This is a genomic window from Streptomyces sp. KR80, from assembly GCF_052245555.1.
GTDB lineage: Bacteria > Actinomycetota > Actinomycetes > Streptomycetales > Streptomycetaceae > Streptomyces.
Genome location: NZ_JBQQCD010000006.1, coordinates 257,670 through 273,863, shown reverse-complemented (window position 1 = coordinate 273,863; position 16,194 = coordinate 257,670). Strand labels below are relative to the sequence as shown.

General features: G+C 72.2%; 13 protein-coding genes. 3 read left to right on the top strand and 10 right to left on the bottom strand.

The features are described 5' to 3' along the window. Nucleotides 1-11: 11 nt before the first annotated feature. The 4 genes from ACTWQI_RS12350 to ACTWQI_RS12335 all read right to left on the bottom strand — a co-directional run bounded on the left by ACTWQI_RS12350 (nucleotide 12) and on the right by ACTWQI_RS12335 (nucleotide 4,876). Nucleotides 12-953 carry an SGNH/GDSL hydrolase family protein gene (locus ACTWQI_RS12350; protein ID WP_443269874.1) on the bottom strand — a complete coding sequence of 314 codons (942 nt, stop codon included), beginning with the start codon at nucleotides 951-953 and terminating at the stop codon, nucleotides 12-14. Continuing rightward, nucleotides 950-2,212: a glycosyltransferase gene (locus ACTWQI_RS12345; protein ID WP_443269873.1), complete on the bottom strand. Its 1,263-nt coding sequence runs from the start codon at nucleotides 2,210-2,212 to the stop codon at nucleotides 950-952. Before ACTWQI_RS12345 ends, ACTWQI_RS12350 begins: the two co-directional genes overlap by 4 nt. Then, nucleotides 2,209-3,348: a glycosyltransferase family 4 protein gene (locus tag ACTWQI_RS12340; protein WP_443269872.1), complete on the bottom strand. Its 1,140-nt coding sequence runs from the start codon at nucleotides 3,346-3,348 to the stop codon at nucleotides 2,209-2,211. The genes ACTWQI_RS12345 and ACTWQI_RS12340 overlap by 4 nt, the downstream gene beginning before the upstream one ends. A 100-nt stretch (nucleotides 3,349-3,448) precedes the next feature. Beyond that, a complete protein-coding gene (locus ACTWQI_RS12335) occupies nucleotides 3,449-4,876 on the bottom strand; it encodes a HEAT repeat domain-containing protein (protein ID WP_443269871.1) in 1,428 nt (475 codons plus the stop codon). A 308-nt stretch (nucleotides 4,877-5,184) separates the two neighbouring features. On the opposite strand from ACTWQI_RS12335, the gene ACTWQI_RS12330 reads away from it, so the two are divergent. After that, a complete protein-coding gene (locus ACTWQI_RS12330; RefSeq protein WP_443269870.1) occupies nucleotides 5,185-6,654 on the top strand; it encodes a PP2C family protein-serine/threonine phosphatase in 1,470 nt (489 codons plus the stop codon). 141 nt (nucleotides 6,655-6,795) lie between these two features. Here the strand turns inward: ACTWQI_RS12330 and ACTWQI_RS12325 are convergent, their stop codons facing one another. After that, a complete protein-coding gene (locus ACTWQI_RS12325) occupies nucleotides 6,796-8,283 on the bottom strand; it encodes a DNA-binding protein NsdB (RefSeq protein WP_443269869.1) in 1,488 nt (495 codons plus the stop codon). A gap of 233 nt (nucleotides 8,284-8,516) precedes the next feature. On the opposite strand from ACTWQI_RS12325, the gene ACTWQI_RS12320 reads away from it, so the two are divergent. Next, a complete protein-coding gene (locus ACTWQI_RS12320) occupies nucleotides 8,517-9,644 on the top strand; it encodes an aminoglycoside phosphotransferase family protein (protein WP_443269868.1) in 1,128 nt (375 codons plus the stop codon). Between the two features lie 214 nt (nucleotides 9,645-9,858). Continuing rightward, nucleotides 9,859-11,844, top strand: a complete 1,986-nt coding sequence (locus ACTWQI_RS12315; protein ID WP_443269867.1) for an N-acetylmuramoyl-L-alanine amidase — start codon at nucleotides 9,859-9,861, stop codon at nucleotides 11,842-11,844. A gap of 28 nt (nucleotides 11,845-11,872) precedes the next feature. Here ACTWQI_RS12315 and ACTWQI_RS12310 read toward each other — a convergent pair whose 3' ends face one another. The 5 genes from ACTWQI_RS12310 to ACTWQI_RS12290 all read right to left on the bottom strand — a co-directional run bounded on the left by ACTWQI_RS12310 (nucleotide 11,873) and on the right by ACTWQI_RS12290 (nucleotide 16,189). Beyond that, nucleotides 11,873-12,373: a hypothetical protein gene (locus ACTWQI_RS12310; protein WP_443269866.1), complete on the bottom strand. Its 501-nt coding sequence runs from the start codon at nucleotides 12,371-12,373 to the stop codon at nucleotides 11,873-11,875. A 243-nt stretch (nucleotides 12,374-12,616) separates the two neighbouring features. Further along, nucleotides 12,617-12,856: a DUF397 domain-containing protein gene (locus ACTWQI_RS12305; protein ID WP_443269865.1), complete on the bottom strand. Its 240-nt coding sequence runs from the start codon at nucleotides 12,854-12,856 to the stop codon at nucleotides 12,617-12,619. A 74-nt stretch (nucleotides 12,857-12,930) separates the two neighbouring features. Then, a complete protein-coding gene (locus tag ACTWQI_RS12300; protein ID WP_443269864.1) occupies nucleotides 12,931-14,097 on the bottom strand; it encodes a thiolase domain-containing protein in 1,167 nt (388 codons plus the stop codon). Next, nucleotides 14,094-15,230: a thiolase domain-containing protein gene (locus tag ACTWQI_RS12295; RefSeq protein WP_443269863.1), complete on the bottom strand. Its 1,137-nt coding sequence runs from the start codon at nucleotides 15,228-15,230 to the stop codon at nucleotides 14,094-14,096. The genes ACTWQI_RS12300 and ACTWQI_RS12295 overlap by 4 nt, the downstream gene beginning before the upstream one ends. Continuing rightward, nucleotides 15,230-16,189 carry a Zn-ribbon domain-containing OB-fold protein gene (locus ACTWQI_RS12290; protein WP_443269862.1) on the bottom strand — a complete coding sequence of 320 codons (960 nt, stop codon included), beginning with the start codon at nucleotides 16,187-16,189 and terminating at the stop codon, nucleotides 15,230-15,232. The genes ACTWQI_RS12295 and ACTWQI_RS12290 overlap by 1 nt, the downstream gene beginning before the upstream one ends. Between the last annotated feature and the right edge of the window lie 5 nt (nucleotides 16,190-16,194).

Genomic DNA, 16,194 nt, shown 5'->3' with positions numbered 1-16,194 from the left:
CCGGGCAGGTGTCAGACTCCCAGCCCGTAGGCCCCCTCGTCCCTGGGCGCCTCGAGGGGCTGGGCGGGCGCGAGTGCGGCGAGGGCGTGCAGCGCTGCGCGATGGGCACGGAGGTCGAGGGCCGTGGCGGTGCCCGCGACGCGGTGCCTCCCCTCAGCGGCCGCCAGCCGGAGCAGATTGGGCAGCAGGTCCTGGCACCGGGCCACCACCCACTGCGTGCCGCGGGTGGCCATCCACCAGGCCTGTGCGAGGCGGCCGGGCCCCTCCGTGTCCGGGACGGTGGACGGCGGCGGGCTGTCCGTGAAGCCGGACCCGGCCAGCAGGGCGTGGAATTCCCGGGCCAGTAGGCGGTGTCCGAACTCGTTGGGATGCAGCCGGTCGACGCTCCAGGCAGCGCGATCGGTGAGCCACGGCCGGGCGGCGGCGTGCAGATGCAGCGCCGCGTAGCGGTGGGAGAGGGCGTGCACGACGGTGTTCACCGCCTGCATGCGCCGGGCGAGCGGACGGGCCAGCAGGGCGGGGAGGCCGAGCAGCCGGCCGGGGTCCGGCAGGCATGCCGTGAGCAGCACCGTGCCGTCCCGGTGGAGGGTGCGCAGGACGGTGTCGAGGTGGTCCGCGATCCGGTCGATGTCGAAGGTGTCGCGGAGGGTGTCGTTGCCCCCGACGAGGACGGATGCCACGTGGGGCCGGTGCTCGCGGGCGAGCTGGAGTTGCTCGAGGGCGACGTCCCGGGTGAGGGCGCCGCTGCGCGAGGTGTTGAGCAGCTGTGCTCCCGCGGGTGCGAGCGCGTCGGCGAGCAGCGCCGCCCAGCCGCGCCAGCCACCACCGGGGGCCGGGTCTCCGACTCCTTCCGTGAGCGAATCGCCGAGCGCGGCGTAGCGCACCACCTGCGGTGTGCGCGCCCCGGCGTCGCCACCCGCACCGAACCGCTGCCCGGTCGGTGGGCGGTTCACGCTGCCGCTCCTTCCGCTCTGGCGGAGGCCTCCGGGGCGCCAGGGGGGACGTCTTCCGCAGAGAGGGGTGCCTCCGCCGCACGCCCGGCGGTGGGTTCCGCGGCGCGGTCGACGAGGATCTCCGCGCCGTGCGCGGCAAGGAACGCCTCAACCGCCGGGGCCCAGCCGAAGCGCTCCGCGCGGGACCGAGCCGCCCCTCGGCGGTCGGCCTCCGTACGGGACATCAGCCCCCGCACCGCGTCGGCGAAGGCCGGTCCCTCTCCAGCGGCCACCGCCCCGCCATTGCCCACGATCGCGGGAAGCGCGGACGCTGCGTTCGCGACCACCGGGGTGCCGCAGGCCATCGCTTCAAGCGCGGCGAGACCGAAGGTCTCCACGGGCCCGGGCGCCAGGCACACGTCGGCGCTGGCCTGGAGCGCCGCGAGATCGTCGGCGGCCGCGACATGGCCGAGGAACGTCACCGGCAGCCTCTCGGCCCGGGCGCGTTCGGCCAGCCGGGCCCGCAGCGGGCCGTCGCCGGCGACCACGAGTACGGCCTGCACGCCACCCCCGCGCAGTTCCGCCAGCGCGTCGAGTGCCGTGCCCGGCCGCTTCTCCACCGACAGGCGGGAGCACACCACCAGCAGCGTCTCGCCGGGCGCCGCGTACCGCGCGCGCAGCGCGGCGCAGCGACGATCGGGATGCCGGCCCTCAAGGTCGACGCCAAGAGGGGCACGTACGACGTTGCGCGCGCCGATCCTCACGAACTCGCGCTCCGCCCACGCCGTCGTGCAGACGATCCGCGAATACGCCCGTGCCGTACGCCGGTTGAGTCGGTCGGCGACGCGTCGTGCGGTTCCCTCGCGGATGCCCCAGGTGCCCAGTACGCCGTCCACGGACTCATGGGAGACCATCACGGCCGGCACACGGGCGCGGCGCGCCCATTCCCCGGTCCAGCGCAGCGTGGTGCGGTCGGAGACCTCCAGTCGGTCCGGTGCCAGCCTCTCCAGCAGCCGGGCCACCGCGGTGCGGTCCGCCAGGACGCGGTAGCCGCCAGTGCCGGGGACGACCGGGCCGGGCAGGGTGATCACCCGCCCCTGATCGGTGAGTTCCGCGCTCTCGCGTTCCCCGGGGATGACCAGTACCGGTTCGTGGCCGGCCGCACGGTAGCCCGTGCCCAGCTCCCGCAGAGCCGTCCGCAGCCCCCCGGAGGCAGGGGTCACGAAGTTCGCCAGCCGCACGATACGCAGCGGTCCCTTCCGGGTCACCGGCGTACTCACGCTGCCACCGCCGTGCGTGCCGCCAGCACCTCCGCGTAGTGCTCCAGGAGTTGGTCGCCGACGGCCTCCCAGGTGCGCCCTTCGACCGTCTCGCGCCCGGTACGTCCGTACCGCGCCCGCAGCTCCTCGTCCTGAGCGAGCGAGCTCACGGCGTCCCGTACGGCCTGGGCGTCGCAAGGCTTGACCAGCAGTCCGGTGCGACCGTGGTCGACCAGGTCCAGCGGGCCGCCCGCCGCGGGTGCCACGACCGGTACGCCGCTTGCCATCGCCTCCTGCACGGTCTGGCAGAACGTCTCGTACGGCCCGGTGTGCACGAACACGTCCAGCGAAGCAAAGATCCGGGCGAGTTCGTCGCCGGTCCGGCGGCCCAGGAAGTGCGTACCGGCGGGGAGGGCGGTGCGCAGTCCGGGTTCGCTGGGTCCGTCACCGACGACGACCAGCCGTACGCCCTTGAGCTCGCCCGCCGCCGCCAGCAGTTCGACCTGCTTCTCCGGCGCCAGTCGGCCGATGTAGCCGACGAGCAGCTCGCCGCCGGGCGCGAGGGAGCGGCGCAGCTCCGGGTCGCGCCGGTCCGGGTGGAAGCGCTCGGTGTCGACGCCGCGCGGCCAGAGCCGGACCCGGGGTATGCCGTGGCCGAGCAGGTCGCCGACGGCGGCGGAGGAGGGGGCGAGCGTGCGGTCCGCCGCGCTGTGCACGGTGCGGATCCGCCGCCAGGCGGCGGCCTCGCCCGCGCCGACGTAGGTCCGGGCGTAACCGCCCAGGTCGGTCTGGTAGACGGCGACGGCCGGGATGTCGAGCCGGGCGGCCGCCGCCATGCCCCGCACGCCGAGGACGAAGGGGCTGGCGAGGTGGACGACGTCGGCACGGTGGGCGGCCAGCGACGTGGCGACCCGACGGCTCGGCAGTGCCACTCGCACCTGCGGGTAGCCGGGGAGCGGCAGTGAGGGCACCCGGACGACGGGGCACGGGTCTATGGACAGGCCATCGAGTCCGGCCCGCGCCTCGTGCGGCACGGCCGGAGCGATCACCAGGGGATCGTGACCGCGCCGGACGAGGTGCCGGGCGGTCTGGACGGCGCAGTGGGCCACGCCGTTGACATCGGGCGGGAAGGACTCGGTGACGATGACGACACGCATACCCGAGTTGTCGACGCCTGGAGCGTGGCCCGGGCATCGTGCAGCTTGCCACCGGTGAAACGTCCCATGAGCGTTTGTTTCCGGCCGTGTGCCGGTGTCGTCAAACGGCGGGCATATCGGGCCCGATGCGGCTGCGGACGGCCGTCTGCACCTCCGCCTCCTCCGCGGGGTCGGCCGCCAGCCGCCGCAGCTGCTCGACGACGCGTGCATCGCCGATCGCCGCGTGCCGAGCAGCCAGCTCGCGAGTGGTCTCCTCGCAGTCCCAGAGGCATTCGACGGCGAAGCCCGAGGCGAAGGACGGGTCGGTGGCGGCCAGGGCGCGGGCGGCGCGGCCGCGCAGGTGGGACGAGGAGGTCTCGCGGTACACATGGCGGAGTACGGGCGCGGCGCAGGCGATCGACAGCCTGCCGGTCCCGTCGATGAGTGACCACAGTTCGCCGGCGTCGGCTCCCTCGGTCCGTACGGTCCTGCGCAGCGCGGCCAGAACGAGATCGGCGTCCCGGTGGCCTCCCCGGCAGGCGAGCAGGCCGGCGGCCGCCCTGCCCAGAGCGTCCGTGCGGTGTGCCCAGACCCGGGCTCGTTCCAGGGCGGCCATGCTGCGCATCCGTTGGAAGGCGGCGATGGCGGCCTCGGCGACGACCACGGAGGGGCTCGCGGACGCGGCGTCGAGGAGCTCAAGCACCTCGGGCTCCTGTTGCTCCGCGAGGTAGCGCAGGGCGGTGCAGCGGGCGGCGTCGGGACCGCTGCGGGCGGCCTCGACGATCTCCGGGCGATCGTCGGGTGACGCCACGGCCGTCAGGCAGCGGGCGGCGGCGACATGGCGCGGCTGCGCGGGGTGCTGCTCCAGGCCCTCCTGGGCCCAGGCGAGGACCTCCCCGACGCTCCACCCGGGACGCGGCCCGGCCGGCCGCAGCTGGCGCTGCCAGCGGTCGAAACAGCCCTGTTCCCGGGCGGCGCGCACCCGGGCGGCGCTCTCCGGGTGGTCCGGGTCGTCGGCCCAGAGGCGCCAGGGGCGCGGCTCGAAGGCGTCCCGTACGGCCGTGGCGAGCTCCGCCTCTCCGTCGGGCGTGTGCGGGAACCGGGCGAGGACGGGCCGCGCGAGGGCGCGCAGTGCCGCATCGTCGTCACGGAGGGCGAGCTCGTCGAGTGCCCAGGTCCAGTTGCAGCCGGTGGCGGCGTAGCGGCGGAGCAGCCCCAGGGCGTCCGCACGGCCGTAGGAGGCGAGATGGCCGAGCACGGCCAGGGCGAGTCCGGTGCGCTCCTCCGGGGTGTCCACCACGTCGTCGGGATGGAAGAGGTGCTGTTCGATCTCGTCGAGACCGCCGTCGAGTTCGAGATAGAGGCGCGCGTAATAGAGGGAGCGGTTCTCGATCTGCCAGTCGTGCCGGGGGTCGTGCAGCACGCAGTGATGCAGCGCGGCGAGCGCCTCGGCCCGAGGCGCCGCGAGGGCGTGCAGGGTCCCGTCGCCGCGGCCTCGCTGGAGGAGGCCGAGCAGGGTGCCACTGGGCGCTATGTCTGGATCGAACATAAGAGTCAGCATCCGGTGCGGTGGGGTCGCTGGCAACGGGATTTCCGCCGACCGGCATTCTTGCCGGTGACCACGGGGTCCACGCGTTGTGAACAGCGTGGACTTCGCGGTTCCCGAGCGCCGCAGCCTACTCGGATTCGGCCATTCCGCCGAGTCTCGCAGACCCCGTCGCCCGGAGGCCTGGGACATATGCCAGAAGCACCACCGAATCGTGTGTTGCCAAACGGCTTACGGACCGTCGCTCACTGTGCAACAGTCGTAACCGGCCCCTTCCAACAGAGTCGGCCGCGCCTGTATCGGAGTACGTCATGCCGTCCCACACGTATGCGGACCGTTCCGCTGCCCAGCCGCCCGAGCGCGAGGCGGTCGACGCACTCATCTCGCAGGCCCGTCTCCTGCGCGGCGGCGTCGACGCCGTGCGGCGCGAGGCGGTACCGGACGAGGACGATCCACAGCTCCGCTGGCAGCGAGCCCTCTGCGATCTCGCCGTGCACCACCTCGAGGACCTGAGGCAGCAGCTCGGCCAGCTGCGTGACGGGCTGCCGCCCGACCCCGTTCCGGCGAGCGGCCAAGGCGTCGGCGCCCCGTCCGTGCCGCAGCCCGCAGCGCCGCCCGGGCAGGAGCGCGGTTCGCTGCTCAGCCGGGTCGGCAGTGCCGAGTGGAACCTTCTCACCGATGAGGTCGACTGGTCGGAGGAGCTGTTCCGGATCTTCGGCCGCTCCCCCCAGGACGGCGGCCTCACCCTGGACGAACTGCCGTCCTTCGTCTTCTCCGAGGACCAGCCGCTGCTGACCGCGATGGTCACCGACTGTTTGGTGGACGGGAAGCCGATCGACGGGGAGTTCCGCATCGCGCGCCCCGACGGCTCCGTGCGCACGGTGCACATGATGGGCGAGCCGGTGCTCGACGCCGACGGCTGCACGGCTTCCATGTGGGCTGTGCTGCGGGACGTCAGCGAACTGCGCCGCAGCCAGCGGGCGGTGCGCGAGACCCGTGACTCGCTGCAGCGCCAACGGCAGATCGCGCAGACCGAGCGTCGGCTTGCGGTCGAGCTGCAGGAGACCGTGCTTCCCCCGTGGCGCGGCTCCCTGCGGCTCCCGCACAGCAGTCCGGCCGCTCTGGACGTGGCCGCCCACTATCTGCCCTCCGCCAGCACCGCGCTGATCGGCGGCGACTGGTACGACGCCCTTCCGCTGCCGGACGGGCAGACGCTGCTGAGTGTGGGCGACTTGACCGGGCACGGCGTGGCCGCTACCTCGGGCATGGCGATGCTGCTCGGCGCCCTGCGCGGTATGGCTGTGGCCGGAACCGATCCGGGGCGACTGATGGGCTGGCTGAACCAGCTGCTCGACGCCTCGGCCCAGCCCGCGATCGGCAGTGCCGTCTGCTGCCGTTACGACACGCCCAGCCGCACCCTGGCCTGGGCCCAGGCAGGACACCCCGCCCCACTGCTGTTCCGCAAAGGGACGGGGCGCGCTCTGCGGGCCCCAGAGGGAGTGCTGCTCGGTGCCACGTCCGGGGCCACGTATGGCCAGGCCGAGGAGCAACTGGAGCCCGGCGACCTGCTGGTGCTGCACACCGACGGCCTCGCGCCGCGCGGTACCCGACTCGACGACCCGGCCGCCGGCGACTCAGGGGCCAGGAGCGTGCTCGCCCTCGCCCCTCGGCTGTCGTCGGCCCGCAGTGCGCAGGAGTGCGTACGGATCGTCATCGAGGAGTTCGGCCACACGGATCGCGAGGACGACGCATGCGTGCTGGCCGCCCGGGTCGACTCATAGGGCGGTACGGGCTGGTCCTCGGGCGGTAGGGCCCGGTCTTTCAGAGCCGGAAGCGTCCGGGAGGCCGGACGTCTCCGGAAGGACAGCACAGACAACGGCAGCGCGGACGGGGGCGCCTGCCCCGCACGGCAGGCATCCCGGTCAGGCCTTCGCGCTCCTGCCTTTCCCTTTGGCCGAGGGGGAAGGGGCCTTCGGCAGCGCCTGCTGGATCTCTTCGCGCAGATTCTCGATCTTGGCGTAGCTGGCGTACTGCCCCGTCAGTCGATACATCTCGCGCAGCCGGTCCCATGTGCGATGCGAGGAGTTCTCCCCGATGCTGAGCAGGGCCATCCGGGCGTAGGTGTCCGCCTGTTCCGGATCGTCGGCGATGAAGCACGCCGAGGCGATCGAGATGTGATCGAAGATCTGGGATCGCTGGCGACCGTCCTCCCGCATCCGCAGCGCCTCCTTGGCGTGACGCTGCGCGATGACGGCGGCCGACGGCTCGTGTTCCGCGAGTGTGCGGTAGACGAGACCTTGCATCCCGTGCAGATCCGCCTCGTTGAAGAGCTGCATCCAGCTCGGCGGCGGCACATCGCCCCGGTCCGATACGAACAGATCCTCCGCCTCGCCCAGGGTCCGGCGTACGGCCTGCCCCTGCCCCTTCGACGCCTGTGCCCACGCCTCGATGGTGTGGAACATCGCGCGTGTCCGCGGCAACGTCTCCTGACCGGCACCGGACTTGGCGAGTTTCATCAGGTCCAGGGCGTCGTCGGGCCGGCCGAGATGCACCATCTGCCGGGCGGCGCGGGACAGCGCCTCGGCGGCGCGAGGGCGGTCGCCGCCTTCCCGGGCCGCATGCGCGGCGATGACGAAGTACTTCTGGGCGGTGGGCTCCAGACCCACGTCGTGGGACATCCACCCGGCGAGCACGGCCAGGTTGGCCGCCACCCCCCAGAGCCTGCGCTGCAGATGCGGGCTGTGCCGGTAAGCGAGCATGCCGCCCACTTCGTTCAGCTGGCCCACCACGGCCTTGCGTTGCAGCCCGCCGCCGCGGGCCGCGTCCCAGGCGCGGAAGACCTCGACCGAGCGCTCAAGTGCCTCGATCTCCTGCGACCCCACGGGGGCCGCCTCGTAGCGGTCGAAGCCGACGGGGTCGGCGGTGAACGGATCGCCGACACGGGGGGCGTCGGTGGCGAGGGCCGGATCGGTTTGGAGCCAGTCGTACATTGCGCTGGAGAGTGCTGAGCCTGCGGCGAGCGCGGCACCCGCACCCACCAGGCCTCGTCGGTTGAGCATGAGGTCCATTCCCGTGAATTCGGTGAGGACCGCGGCAGTCCGTTCGGGCGGCCACGGCAGTCCGTCGGCGGACTGCCGATTCCCCGCGCGCCCGTGCCGGCCGAACCCGAGGTCCTCGATGGTCACGACACGACCGAGTCGCTCGGTGAACAGGGTCGCCAGTACCTTCGGCACGGGATCGCGCGGCACCTCGCCGGTGTCGATCCAACGCCGCACCCGCGAGGTGTCGGTCGCCAGCTGCGGGTAGCCCATGGCCGCCGCCTGCCGGTTCACCAGCCTCGCGAGCTCGCCCTTGGACCAGCCGGCGAGACCGAACAGGTCCGAGAGTCGGGTGTTGGGTTCCTTGGTCACGTCAAGCCCCCAGGTTCCTCGGCTGAGTTGACAGTAACCGGCCGTCATGGGCCAAGCGACTATTCGCCAGGGTTCGCCAGGGTTCGCCAGATGGTGTGCCACCCGCCACCGGGTGTCTGTTAGAAACGCGCCTCCCCGGCCCGGCGGTCGGATCGCATTCCCCAGGGTGCGATCCGTCCACCGGCGCCGGATGCGCACCAACTCGTCGGCACACGAAGGGATCTGTTTCGCCCATGTACGCAGCATCGTCCTCCGTGTCCGCCCCGCCCCGGCCGTACCGCCCGCAGCCCTCCGGCAGTGGTCCGTACCTCGATCCCACCCACGCCGCGGGGGCGGCACTCGGCGGCGGGCGTGCTCGGCGGGCGTCTGGGCTCGCCACCCAACCGCTCAGCGGGAGAATCGACTTGTCCGGCTCCCAGGGCGCGCAGCTGCGCAGCGTGATCGCGTCGGTGCACCGGATCTGCCCGGAGTTCAACCCTGTGCAGCTGCTCCGGCGCAATGGTCGTTCGGTACTGCTGGTCGGTACGACGGGCCGCAGCGCCGCCGTCGCGAAGTGTTTACTGGACCACTCTCCCGCCTGGGCCGAGCGGTTCCGTCAGGAAATAGCGGCATACCGCGCGTTCGTCCGGCACCGCCCGCCCGTGCGGGTGCCCCGGCTGATCGCCGCGGATCCCGATAACTGCACACTGGTGATCGAGCGCATGCCCGGGCGTGTCGCATCACTGCAGCGCCACCCCGTCGAGGCACCGCCGCGGGCGGACGTCCGGGCGGCGCTGGGCGCGATCTGCCGCGTCAACCACTGGCAGCCGCCGGTCGGCCTGTTCGACGCCCCGATCGACTACGGCAGCCGGATCGCGCGCTACCACGAGCTGGGGCTGCTCACCGACCGTGACATGGGCGACCTGCAGAAGCTGCTGCACGGGGTGGCGCATGCGTCCGGGAAGCAGGGCCAGGCGCAGTTCTGCCACGGCGACGCCCAGCTCTCCAACATCCTGCTGTCCCCCGCGGGTGCGGTGCTCGTCGACTGGGAGCACGCCGGGTGGTACCTCCCGGGCTACGACCTGGCGACGCTGTGGTCCGTGCTCGGGGACGCCCCCGCCGCCCGACGCCACATCAGCCAACTGGCTCAGGCCTCGGGCCCGGCGGCCCGGGACGCCTTCCTGGTGAACCTGATGCTCGTGCTGACCCGCGAGATCCGCACCTACGAGACGGCGGTACAGCGGACCATGCGCGATCCGGCGCCCGTGGTGCCGGGCGTGGGTGCCTCGTCAGGTGAGGAGCAGCGGCTGCTGCTGCGCCGACTGCACGACGACTGCGCCTTGGCCCGCCGGGCCGTCCGGGCAGCGGTCGGCACGCGCTGAACCATCGCCATCAGGGCCAGGGTCCGCTCGCCGTGCAAGCGAGCGGACCCTGGCCCTTCCGTGTCCGCGACACGCGTCATGACGTGCCAGGTCGTACCAAGTCATCGAGGCGCGGGAGGATTGACGGATCGTTGGCGAACCGATGCACTAGTCGGGACCCACCCCAGCCAGTCCGCTGCGCATCACCTGACACGGCCCGTCCCGAGGAGGTCGCATGCGAAGGTCAGCTCTCTTAAGCGGCACCAGCATCCGATCGCGCGTACCCCGGGCCGTGACCGTCGCGGCACTGGGCGCCCTGCTCTTCCCGCTGGTCTCGGCCACGCCGCCCGCGATGGCCTCCCGGCCCGACGCCGATGCCCTGCAACGGGCCTTCGCCGATGCCGCCGAGCAGTACCGGGTGCCGCAGCGCGTGCTCCTCGGCGTCTCGTATCTCCAGTCCCGCTGGGACGCGCACCGGGGAGCGCCCAGCGTCTCGGGCGGCTACGGCCCGATGCACCTCACCGACGCCGTGACCGCTCTCGCCGAGGCCCCGCACCACAGTCACGGCAGCGAGGACCCCCGCGGAGACACCGCCCGGACGATCGGGACGCTTCCCGAGGAGGCGCCCGAGCCCGCCGAGTTGCCCGCCAGGCTGCGCACCCTGGAGCGCGCCGCCGCGCTGACCGGGATCCCGGCACGTGAACTGCGCCAGGACCCTGCGGCGAACGTCCGCGGCGGCGCCGCGCTGCTCGCGGCCGCACAGCGGAAGCTGGGCCTGCCATCCAGCGGTGACCCCGCCGACTGGTACGGCGCGGTGGCGCGCTACTCGGGCGCTGACAACGCGAGCGCCGCCGCCGGCTATGCCGACGAGGTCTTCGAGGTGATCCGCAGCGGCCAGCGGCGCACCACCGACAGCGGCCAGCACATCGTTCTGCCCGCCCTCCCGGATCTGGCCCCGGACCGGGCGCAGGCCGGGCGGCTGGGTCTGCGGTCCACGGCCAGCGGTGAGACGGAGTGCCCGCGCAGTGTGTCCTGCGAGTGGATCCCGGCGCCGTACGAGGAGTGGCAGGACGGCGACAAGACGGACTACGGCAATCATGACAAGGCCGACCGTCCGCGCTCGCAGAAGATCGACTACATCATCGTGCATGACACCGAGGCGACCTGGGAGACCACGCTCAAGCTGGTCCAGGACCCCAAGTACGTCTCCTGGCAGTACTCGCTGCGGTCGTCCGACGGACACATCGCCCAGCACGTACGGAACAAGGACGTCGGCTGGCACGCGGGAAACTGGTTCGTCAACAGCAAGTCGGTCGGGCTGGAGCACGAGGGCTTCCTGGCGGCACCCGACGCCTGGTACACGGAGGCGATGTACCGCACATCAGCCCGTCTGGTGCGCTACCTGGCCAAGAGGTACGACATCCCGCTGGACCGCGACCACATCCTCGGCCACGACAACGTCCCCGGCTCGACCGCCGGGGCCATCCGTGGCATGCACACCGACCCCGGCCCGTACTGGGACTGGGCGCACTACTTCCGGCTGCTCGGCGCGCCGCTGCATCCCACCGCGGGCCCGCGCGGCGGCCTGGTGACCATCCTCCCCGAGTACCGCCTGCACCAGCCCGTCTACACCGGCTGCAAGAAGCCCGGCGAGCCGTGCCCGCCGCACGGCTCCGCCGCCGTACGGCTGCACACCGAGCCGCGCGAGGATGCGCCCCTGGTGAAGGACATCGGACTGCGGCCGGACGGCGGGGACTCGACGACCGGGGTCAACGACACGGGTGCGCGCGCCTCCACCGGCCAGCGGTACGCGGTCGCCGGGCGCCAGGGAGACTGGACGGCGATCTGGTATCTCGGACAGAAGGCGTGGTTCCACAACCCGCCGCAGCAGCCGACGGCCGTGCCCGCCAAGGGCCTGGTCGTCACGCCGAAGGAGGGCGCTGCGGACATCCCGGTGTACGGGCGGGCCTACCCGGAGCCCGACGCCTATCCGCAGGGGGTCCCGGTCCAGCCGCTGTCACCGCTGCCGTACCGACTGCTGGCAGGTCAGGAGTACCCCGTGGGCCTGAAGACCGCGGGCGAGTACTACTACGCCGTCACCTTCGACCCCACGCAGCACCAGGTGGTCCGGGGCAAGCAGACGTACTTCCAGATTCAGTTCGGTCATCGGGTGGCGTTCGTCAAGGCGGATGACGTGACCGTGCGCAGGTCGGGGAGCTGACCGAAGCCGACGGAGCGGCCCGCGGGGATCAGCGCTGCTGGAACATCTCCGCGGGCAGCGGCTTCAGCAGTTGGTAGAGATCGTCGGTGATCGGGCGGTCCCAGCTGGCGATGGTGACGAGCACGCCGTCGCTGCGGTCGAACTGGACGCAGGAGACACGGTCCTCCGACACCTTGACGCGCCGCACGATCAGCAGGTTGTCCTCGTGCATCACCGGCGTGTCCTCGACCTCCACCACATGCACCGGCTCGTCGTTGCCCAGGGCCGCGAGCAGCTGCGCGACCTCGAACGGCACCTGCCCTTCGCCCGGTTCCCGGGCCGGGGACCCTTCGGGCAGATTCCCGATGATCATCGCCGGCCCGCGTCCGCCGAAGAGGTCGTAGCGGAGGAAGACGCCCTGGCAGCTGCCGTCGGGGGCGGGCAGCAGGCCCGCCCCGAGATTGCCCGGCCAGTCACTCGGGTCCATGGCGAGCACGTCGAAGTCCGGCCCGGTGGGCGTTGCGGGGCTGCGTCGGCGGAGGAACGACATGCGGACATGGTACGTGCCCGGGGCCCGCATGCGTTCTGCACGGTGAGCTGGACGGAGCGTGCCGCCAGGGAGCCCTGCAGCTCGACCGCCTGCGCGACATGGTGGTGCGGGACATACCGCTGATCATGGTGGAGGGTCGTTCTGGTGGGTGTCGGCGCGTTCGTCCTCACTCCCTCTCCTCCTGAATCAGCGGGAGTGGTGCGGGCGCGAGGTCCTGACGTGATGGGGCGGGAACAGCGGGTATCAGGTGAGGTCGAACTCGCCGTCGCGGGCGCCGAGGACGAACGCGCGCCATTCCGCGGGGGTGAAGATGAGCGCCGGGCCGTCCGGGTTGCGCCCGTCGCGCATCGCGATGTAGCCCTCGACGAAGGCGATCTGGACGTCGCCCGTCCCCTGGCTGCTGGACTGCCACTCGGCGTTGCTGAGGTCGAGCTGGGGCTTCTTGAACCCCGCCAGCGGCTGTTGTGTGGTGCTGTCGGCCACGTCCGTGCTCCTCCCGGTTCGTCTACCCGGTCAGCCTAGCGATCGGTACCGGTACCGCACAGGCCGTCGGGGCATCACGCCGAGGGCCGCTCGGCCCCGACGAGCCACATCGAGAAGAACTGCGATCCGCCCCCGTACGCGTGGCCGAGCGCTCGGCGTGCGCCGTCCACTTGATGCTCGCCCGCGCGGCCCCGCACCTGGAGAGCGGCCTCGGCGAATCGGATCATGCCGGACGCCCCGATGGGGTTGGTGGAGAGCACCCCGCCCGACGGGTTGACCGGCAGGTCGCCGTCGAGCTCCGTGACGCCCGCTTCGGTGAGTTTCCAGCCCTCCCCCTCGGACGCGAAGCCGAGGTTCTCCAGCCACATGGGCTCGTACCAGGAGAACGGCACGTACATCTCCACCGCGTCGATCTCGCGCCTGGGGTCGGCGATCCCGGCCTGTCGGTAGACATCCGCGGCGCAGTCCTTGCCCGCCTGCGGGGACACGTTGTCCTTGCCCGCGAACATGGTCGGCTCGCTGCGCATCGCCCCGCCGTGCACCCACGCGGGCGGGTACGGCGCCCGGGCCGCACCCGCGCGGTCGGTGAGGACCATGGCGCAGGCTCCGTCCGAGGACGGACAGGTCTCGGAGTATCGGATCGGGTCCCAGAGCATCGGTGAGGACTGGACCTTCTCCAGCGTGATGTCGTGCTCATGCAGATGCGCGTAAGGGTTTCTGAGCGCGTTGCGCCGGTCTTTGTAGGCGACCAGGGAACCGACGGTCTCGGGCGCGCCGGTGCGACGGATGTACGCCCGTACATGTGGTGCGAAGAAGCCGCCTGCGCCGGCCAGCAACGGCTGCTGGAAGGGAACGGGCAGCGACAGGCCCCACATCGCGTTCGACTCGGACTGCTTCTCGAAGGCGAGGGTGAGGACGGTCCGGTGGACGCGGGCGGCGACCAGGTTGGCCGCGACCAGGGCCGTGGAGCCGCCGACCGAACCGGCGGTGTGGACCCGGAGCATGGGCTTGCCGACGGCGCCGAGCGCGTCCGCGAGGTAGAGCTCCGGCATCATCACGCCCTCGAAGAAGTCGGGGGCCTTGCCGATGACGACGGCCTCGATGTCCGTCCAGGTGAGCTGGGCGTCCTCGAGGGCGCGCACGGCGGCCTCGCGTACGAGCCCGGCAATGGACACGTCATGGCGCGCGGAGACGTGCTTGGTCTGGCCGATGCCGACCACGGCCACGGGTTCTTTGGTCATTGGCCCTCCTTGTTCTCCACCAGGGCCTTCGGCCTGGGGGTGCCCCCATCTCCGGCGTCGGCCCGGCCGGCGTCCCCTTCCAGGACGGCGATCAGGTTCTGCTGGAGGCAAGGCCCTGAGGTGGCGTGGGCGAGTGCCCGGTCGGACTCACCGCGGTGGATCCGTGCGGCGGCCTCGCCGAGGCGGATGAGGCCGGCCACCATGACCGGATTGGCGGCCAGAGCGCCGCCCGACGGGTTGACGCTCACCCCGTCGTCCAGCCGCAGCGCCGTGCGCAGCACCACTTCCTGCGAGGTGAAGGGGGCGTGCAGCTCGGCGGTGTCCACAGGCCGCTCGAAGGCTCCGGCCCGCTCGGCGGCGAGGCGTGTCGAGGGCGAGTCGGTGAGGTCCCGTACCCCCAGGCCGTGGGCCTCCATGCGGTGGTCCATGCCGCGGATCCAGGCGGGCCGGGCGCACAGCTTCCGGGCCGTCTCCCCTGCGGCGAGGATCACGGCGGCAGCGCCGTCACCGACCGGTGGCACATCGTGCTTCCGCAGCGGCCGGACGAGGTAGTCGCCGGTGAGGAGTTGATCCGGTCGGGCCGAACCGCGGATCTGAGCATGCGGATTGCCGGCGGCCGCGGTACGGCTGCGGGCCGCGATCCCGGCGAGTGCCCGCTCGTCGGTGGCGCCCGCGTCGATGAGCGCCTGTGCCTGGAGTGCCGCGAGAGACACCGAGTCGGGCCAGAGCGGGGCCACGTAATACGGATCGAGCTGCCGGGTCAGCACGTCCCGGACCTCGCCCGGCGAGGACTTGCCGTAGCAGTAGACGAGGGCGGTCTCGGCCTCGCCGGTGAGGAGCTTCACCCACGCCTCGTACAGCGCCCAGGCCCCGTCCATCTCGACATGGGACTCCGAGATCGGCGGCCAGGCGCCCACTCCGTCGAGGGCCATGGTGAAGGAGAAGGCCCGGCCCGCGAGATAGTCGCTGGAGCCGGAGCAGGTGAAGTCGATCTCTCCCGCTGTGAGCCCGACCCGGCCGAGCACGTCCTGGAGGACCGGGATCAGCATCTCGACCTCGGAAACCTCGGCCGTGCTGCGCCGATGGGCGGTCTGGGCGAAGGCGACGATGGCGACATCCCTGGAGTACTTCATCAGAGCAGCTCCTTGTAGGTGTCGTAGTCGGCGTCGGGCTCGCCGGTGGGGCGGTAGTGGTCGGGGTGGCGCCCTCCCGAGGCCCATACCGGCTCCACGCGCAGCCCCATCCGCACCTGGTCGTACGGGATGCCGGCGATGCGCCCGTGCAGGGCGAGGTCGGCGCCGTCGAGGGCGATGTGCGCGTAGACGTACGGCACTTCGATGTCGAGGTTCCTGGCCTTGATGTTGACGATGCAGAAGGTGGTGACCGTGCCGCGCGGGCCGACCTCCACCTGCTCGTCGGTGGCGACGCCGCAGGTGGGGCAGGCGCCGCGAGGTGGCACGTACACCTTCCGGCAAGAGGGGCAGCGCTCGCCGGTCGTCCGGTGCTCCGCCAGGGCGGTGAGGTGGCGGCTCTGGGCGCGCCCGGGCGCGTAGGTGTAGTCGAGCCGGGCGGGCGCGACGATGCGGGTGACGGGGTCGGCGAACCCCCCGCTGTGCGGGGAGGCTTCGGCGGTGGCCTCGCTCTCGTACGGCTCGAAGCACGCGATGTCGGTGATGGCTCCGGTCCGCTCCTCGGCCCACCGGATACGGACCCGCAGCCCGGTGCGGACGGCGTCGGGGTCCGGCGCGTCAAGGGCGTGCAGCAGGGCTGTGTCGGCGCCGTCGAGCCTGACCAGGGCCCAGGCGAAGGGGCGGTCGAGGGGCTGGCCCGGGCGCGGTGCGGGGTTCCAGGCCCAGGTGGTGACGGTGCCCACCGTGCCGACCTCGACGAGTTCGCGCAGTTCGTCGGCGGTGACGGGATCGTACTCGACGGGTGGTACGAGCACCCGGCCGTCGCTGGTCCGCACACCGAGCACGGTTCGCTCGCGCAGTCCTGTGAGGAAGGCGCTCTGGACCGGCCCGAGGGAGCGGGTGAACGGGAACTCCACGACCAGCGGCGCTCGGAGGACCTCCGGTGCGGGGGTGGATGTCATGGGAG

Excerpts from the sequence above, each read along its gene's own strand:
- ACTWQI_RS12320 (WP_443269868.1), top strand. The coding sequence starts at position 8,517 with ATGTACGCAGCATCGTCCTCCGTGTCCGCCCCGCCCCGGCCGTACCGC.
- ACTWQI_RS12300 (WP_443269864.1), bottom strand. The coding sequence starts at position 14,097 with ATGACCAAAGAACCCGTGGCCGTGGTCGGCATCGGCCAGACCAAGCAC.
- ACTWQI_RS12295 (WP_443269863.1), bottom strand. The coding sequence starts at position 15,230 with ATGAAGTACTCCAGGGATGTCGCCATCGTCGCCTTCGCCCAGACCGCC.
- ACTWQI_RS12310 (WP_443269866.1), bottom strand. The coding sequence starts at position 12,373 with ATGTCGTTCCTCCGCCGACGCAGCCCCGCAACGCCCACCGGGCCGGAC.
- ACTWQI_RS12335 (WP_443269871.1), bottom strand. The coding sequence starts at position 4,876 with ATGTTCGATCCAGACATAGCGCCCAGTGGCACCCTGCTCGGCCTCCTC.
- ACTWQI_RS12290 (WP_443269862.1), bottom strand. The coding sequence starts at position 16,189 with ATGACATCCACCCCCGCACCGGAGGTCCTCCGAGCGCCGCTGGTCGTG.
- ACTWQI_RS12315 (WP_443269867.1), top strand. The coding sequence starts at position 9,859 with ATGCGAAGGTCAGCTCTCTTAAGCGGCACCAGCATCCGATCGCGCGTA.
- ACTWQI_RS12330 (WP_443269870.1), top strand. The coding sequence starts at position 5,185 with ATGCCGTCCCACACGTATGCGGACCGTTCCGCTGCCCAGCCGCCCGAG.
- ACTWQI_RS12340 (WP_443269872.1), bottom strand. The coding sequence starts at position 3,348 with ATGCGTGTCGTCATCGTCACCGAGTCCTTCCCGCCCGATGTCAACGGC.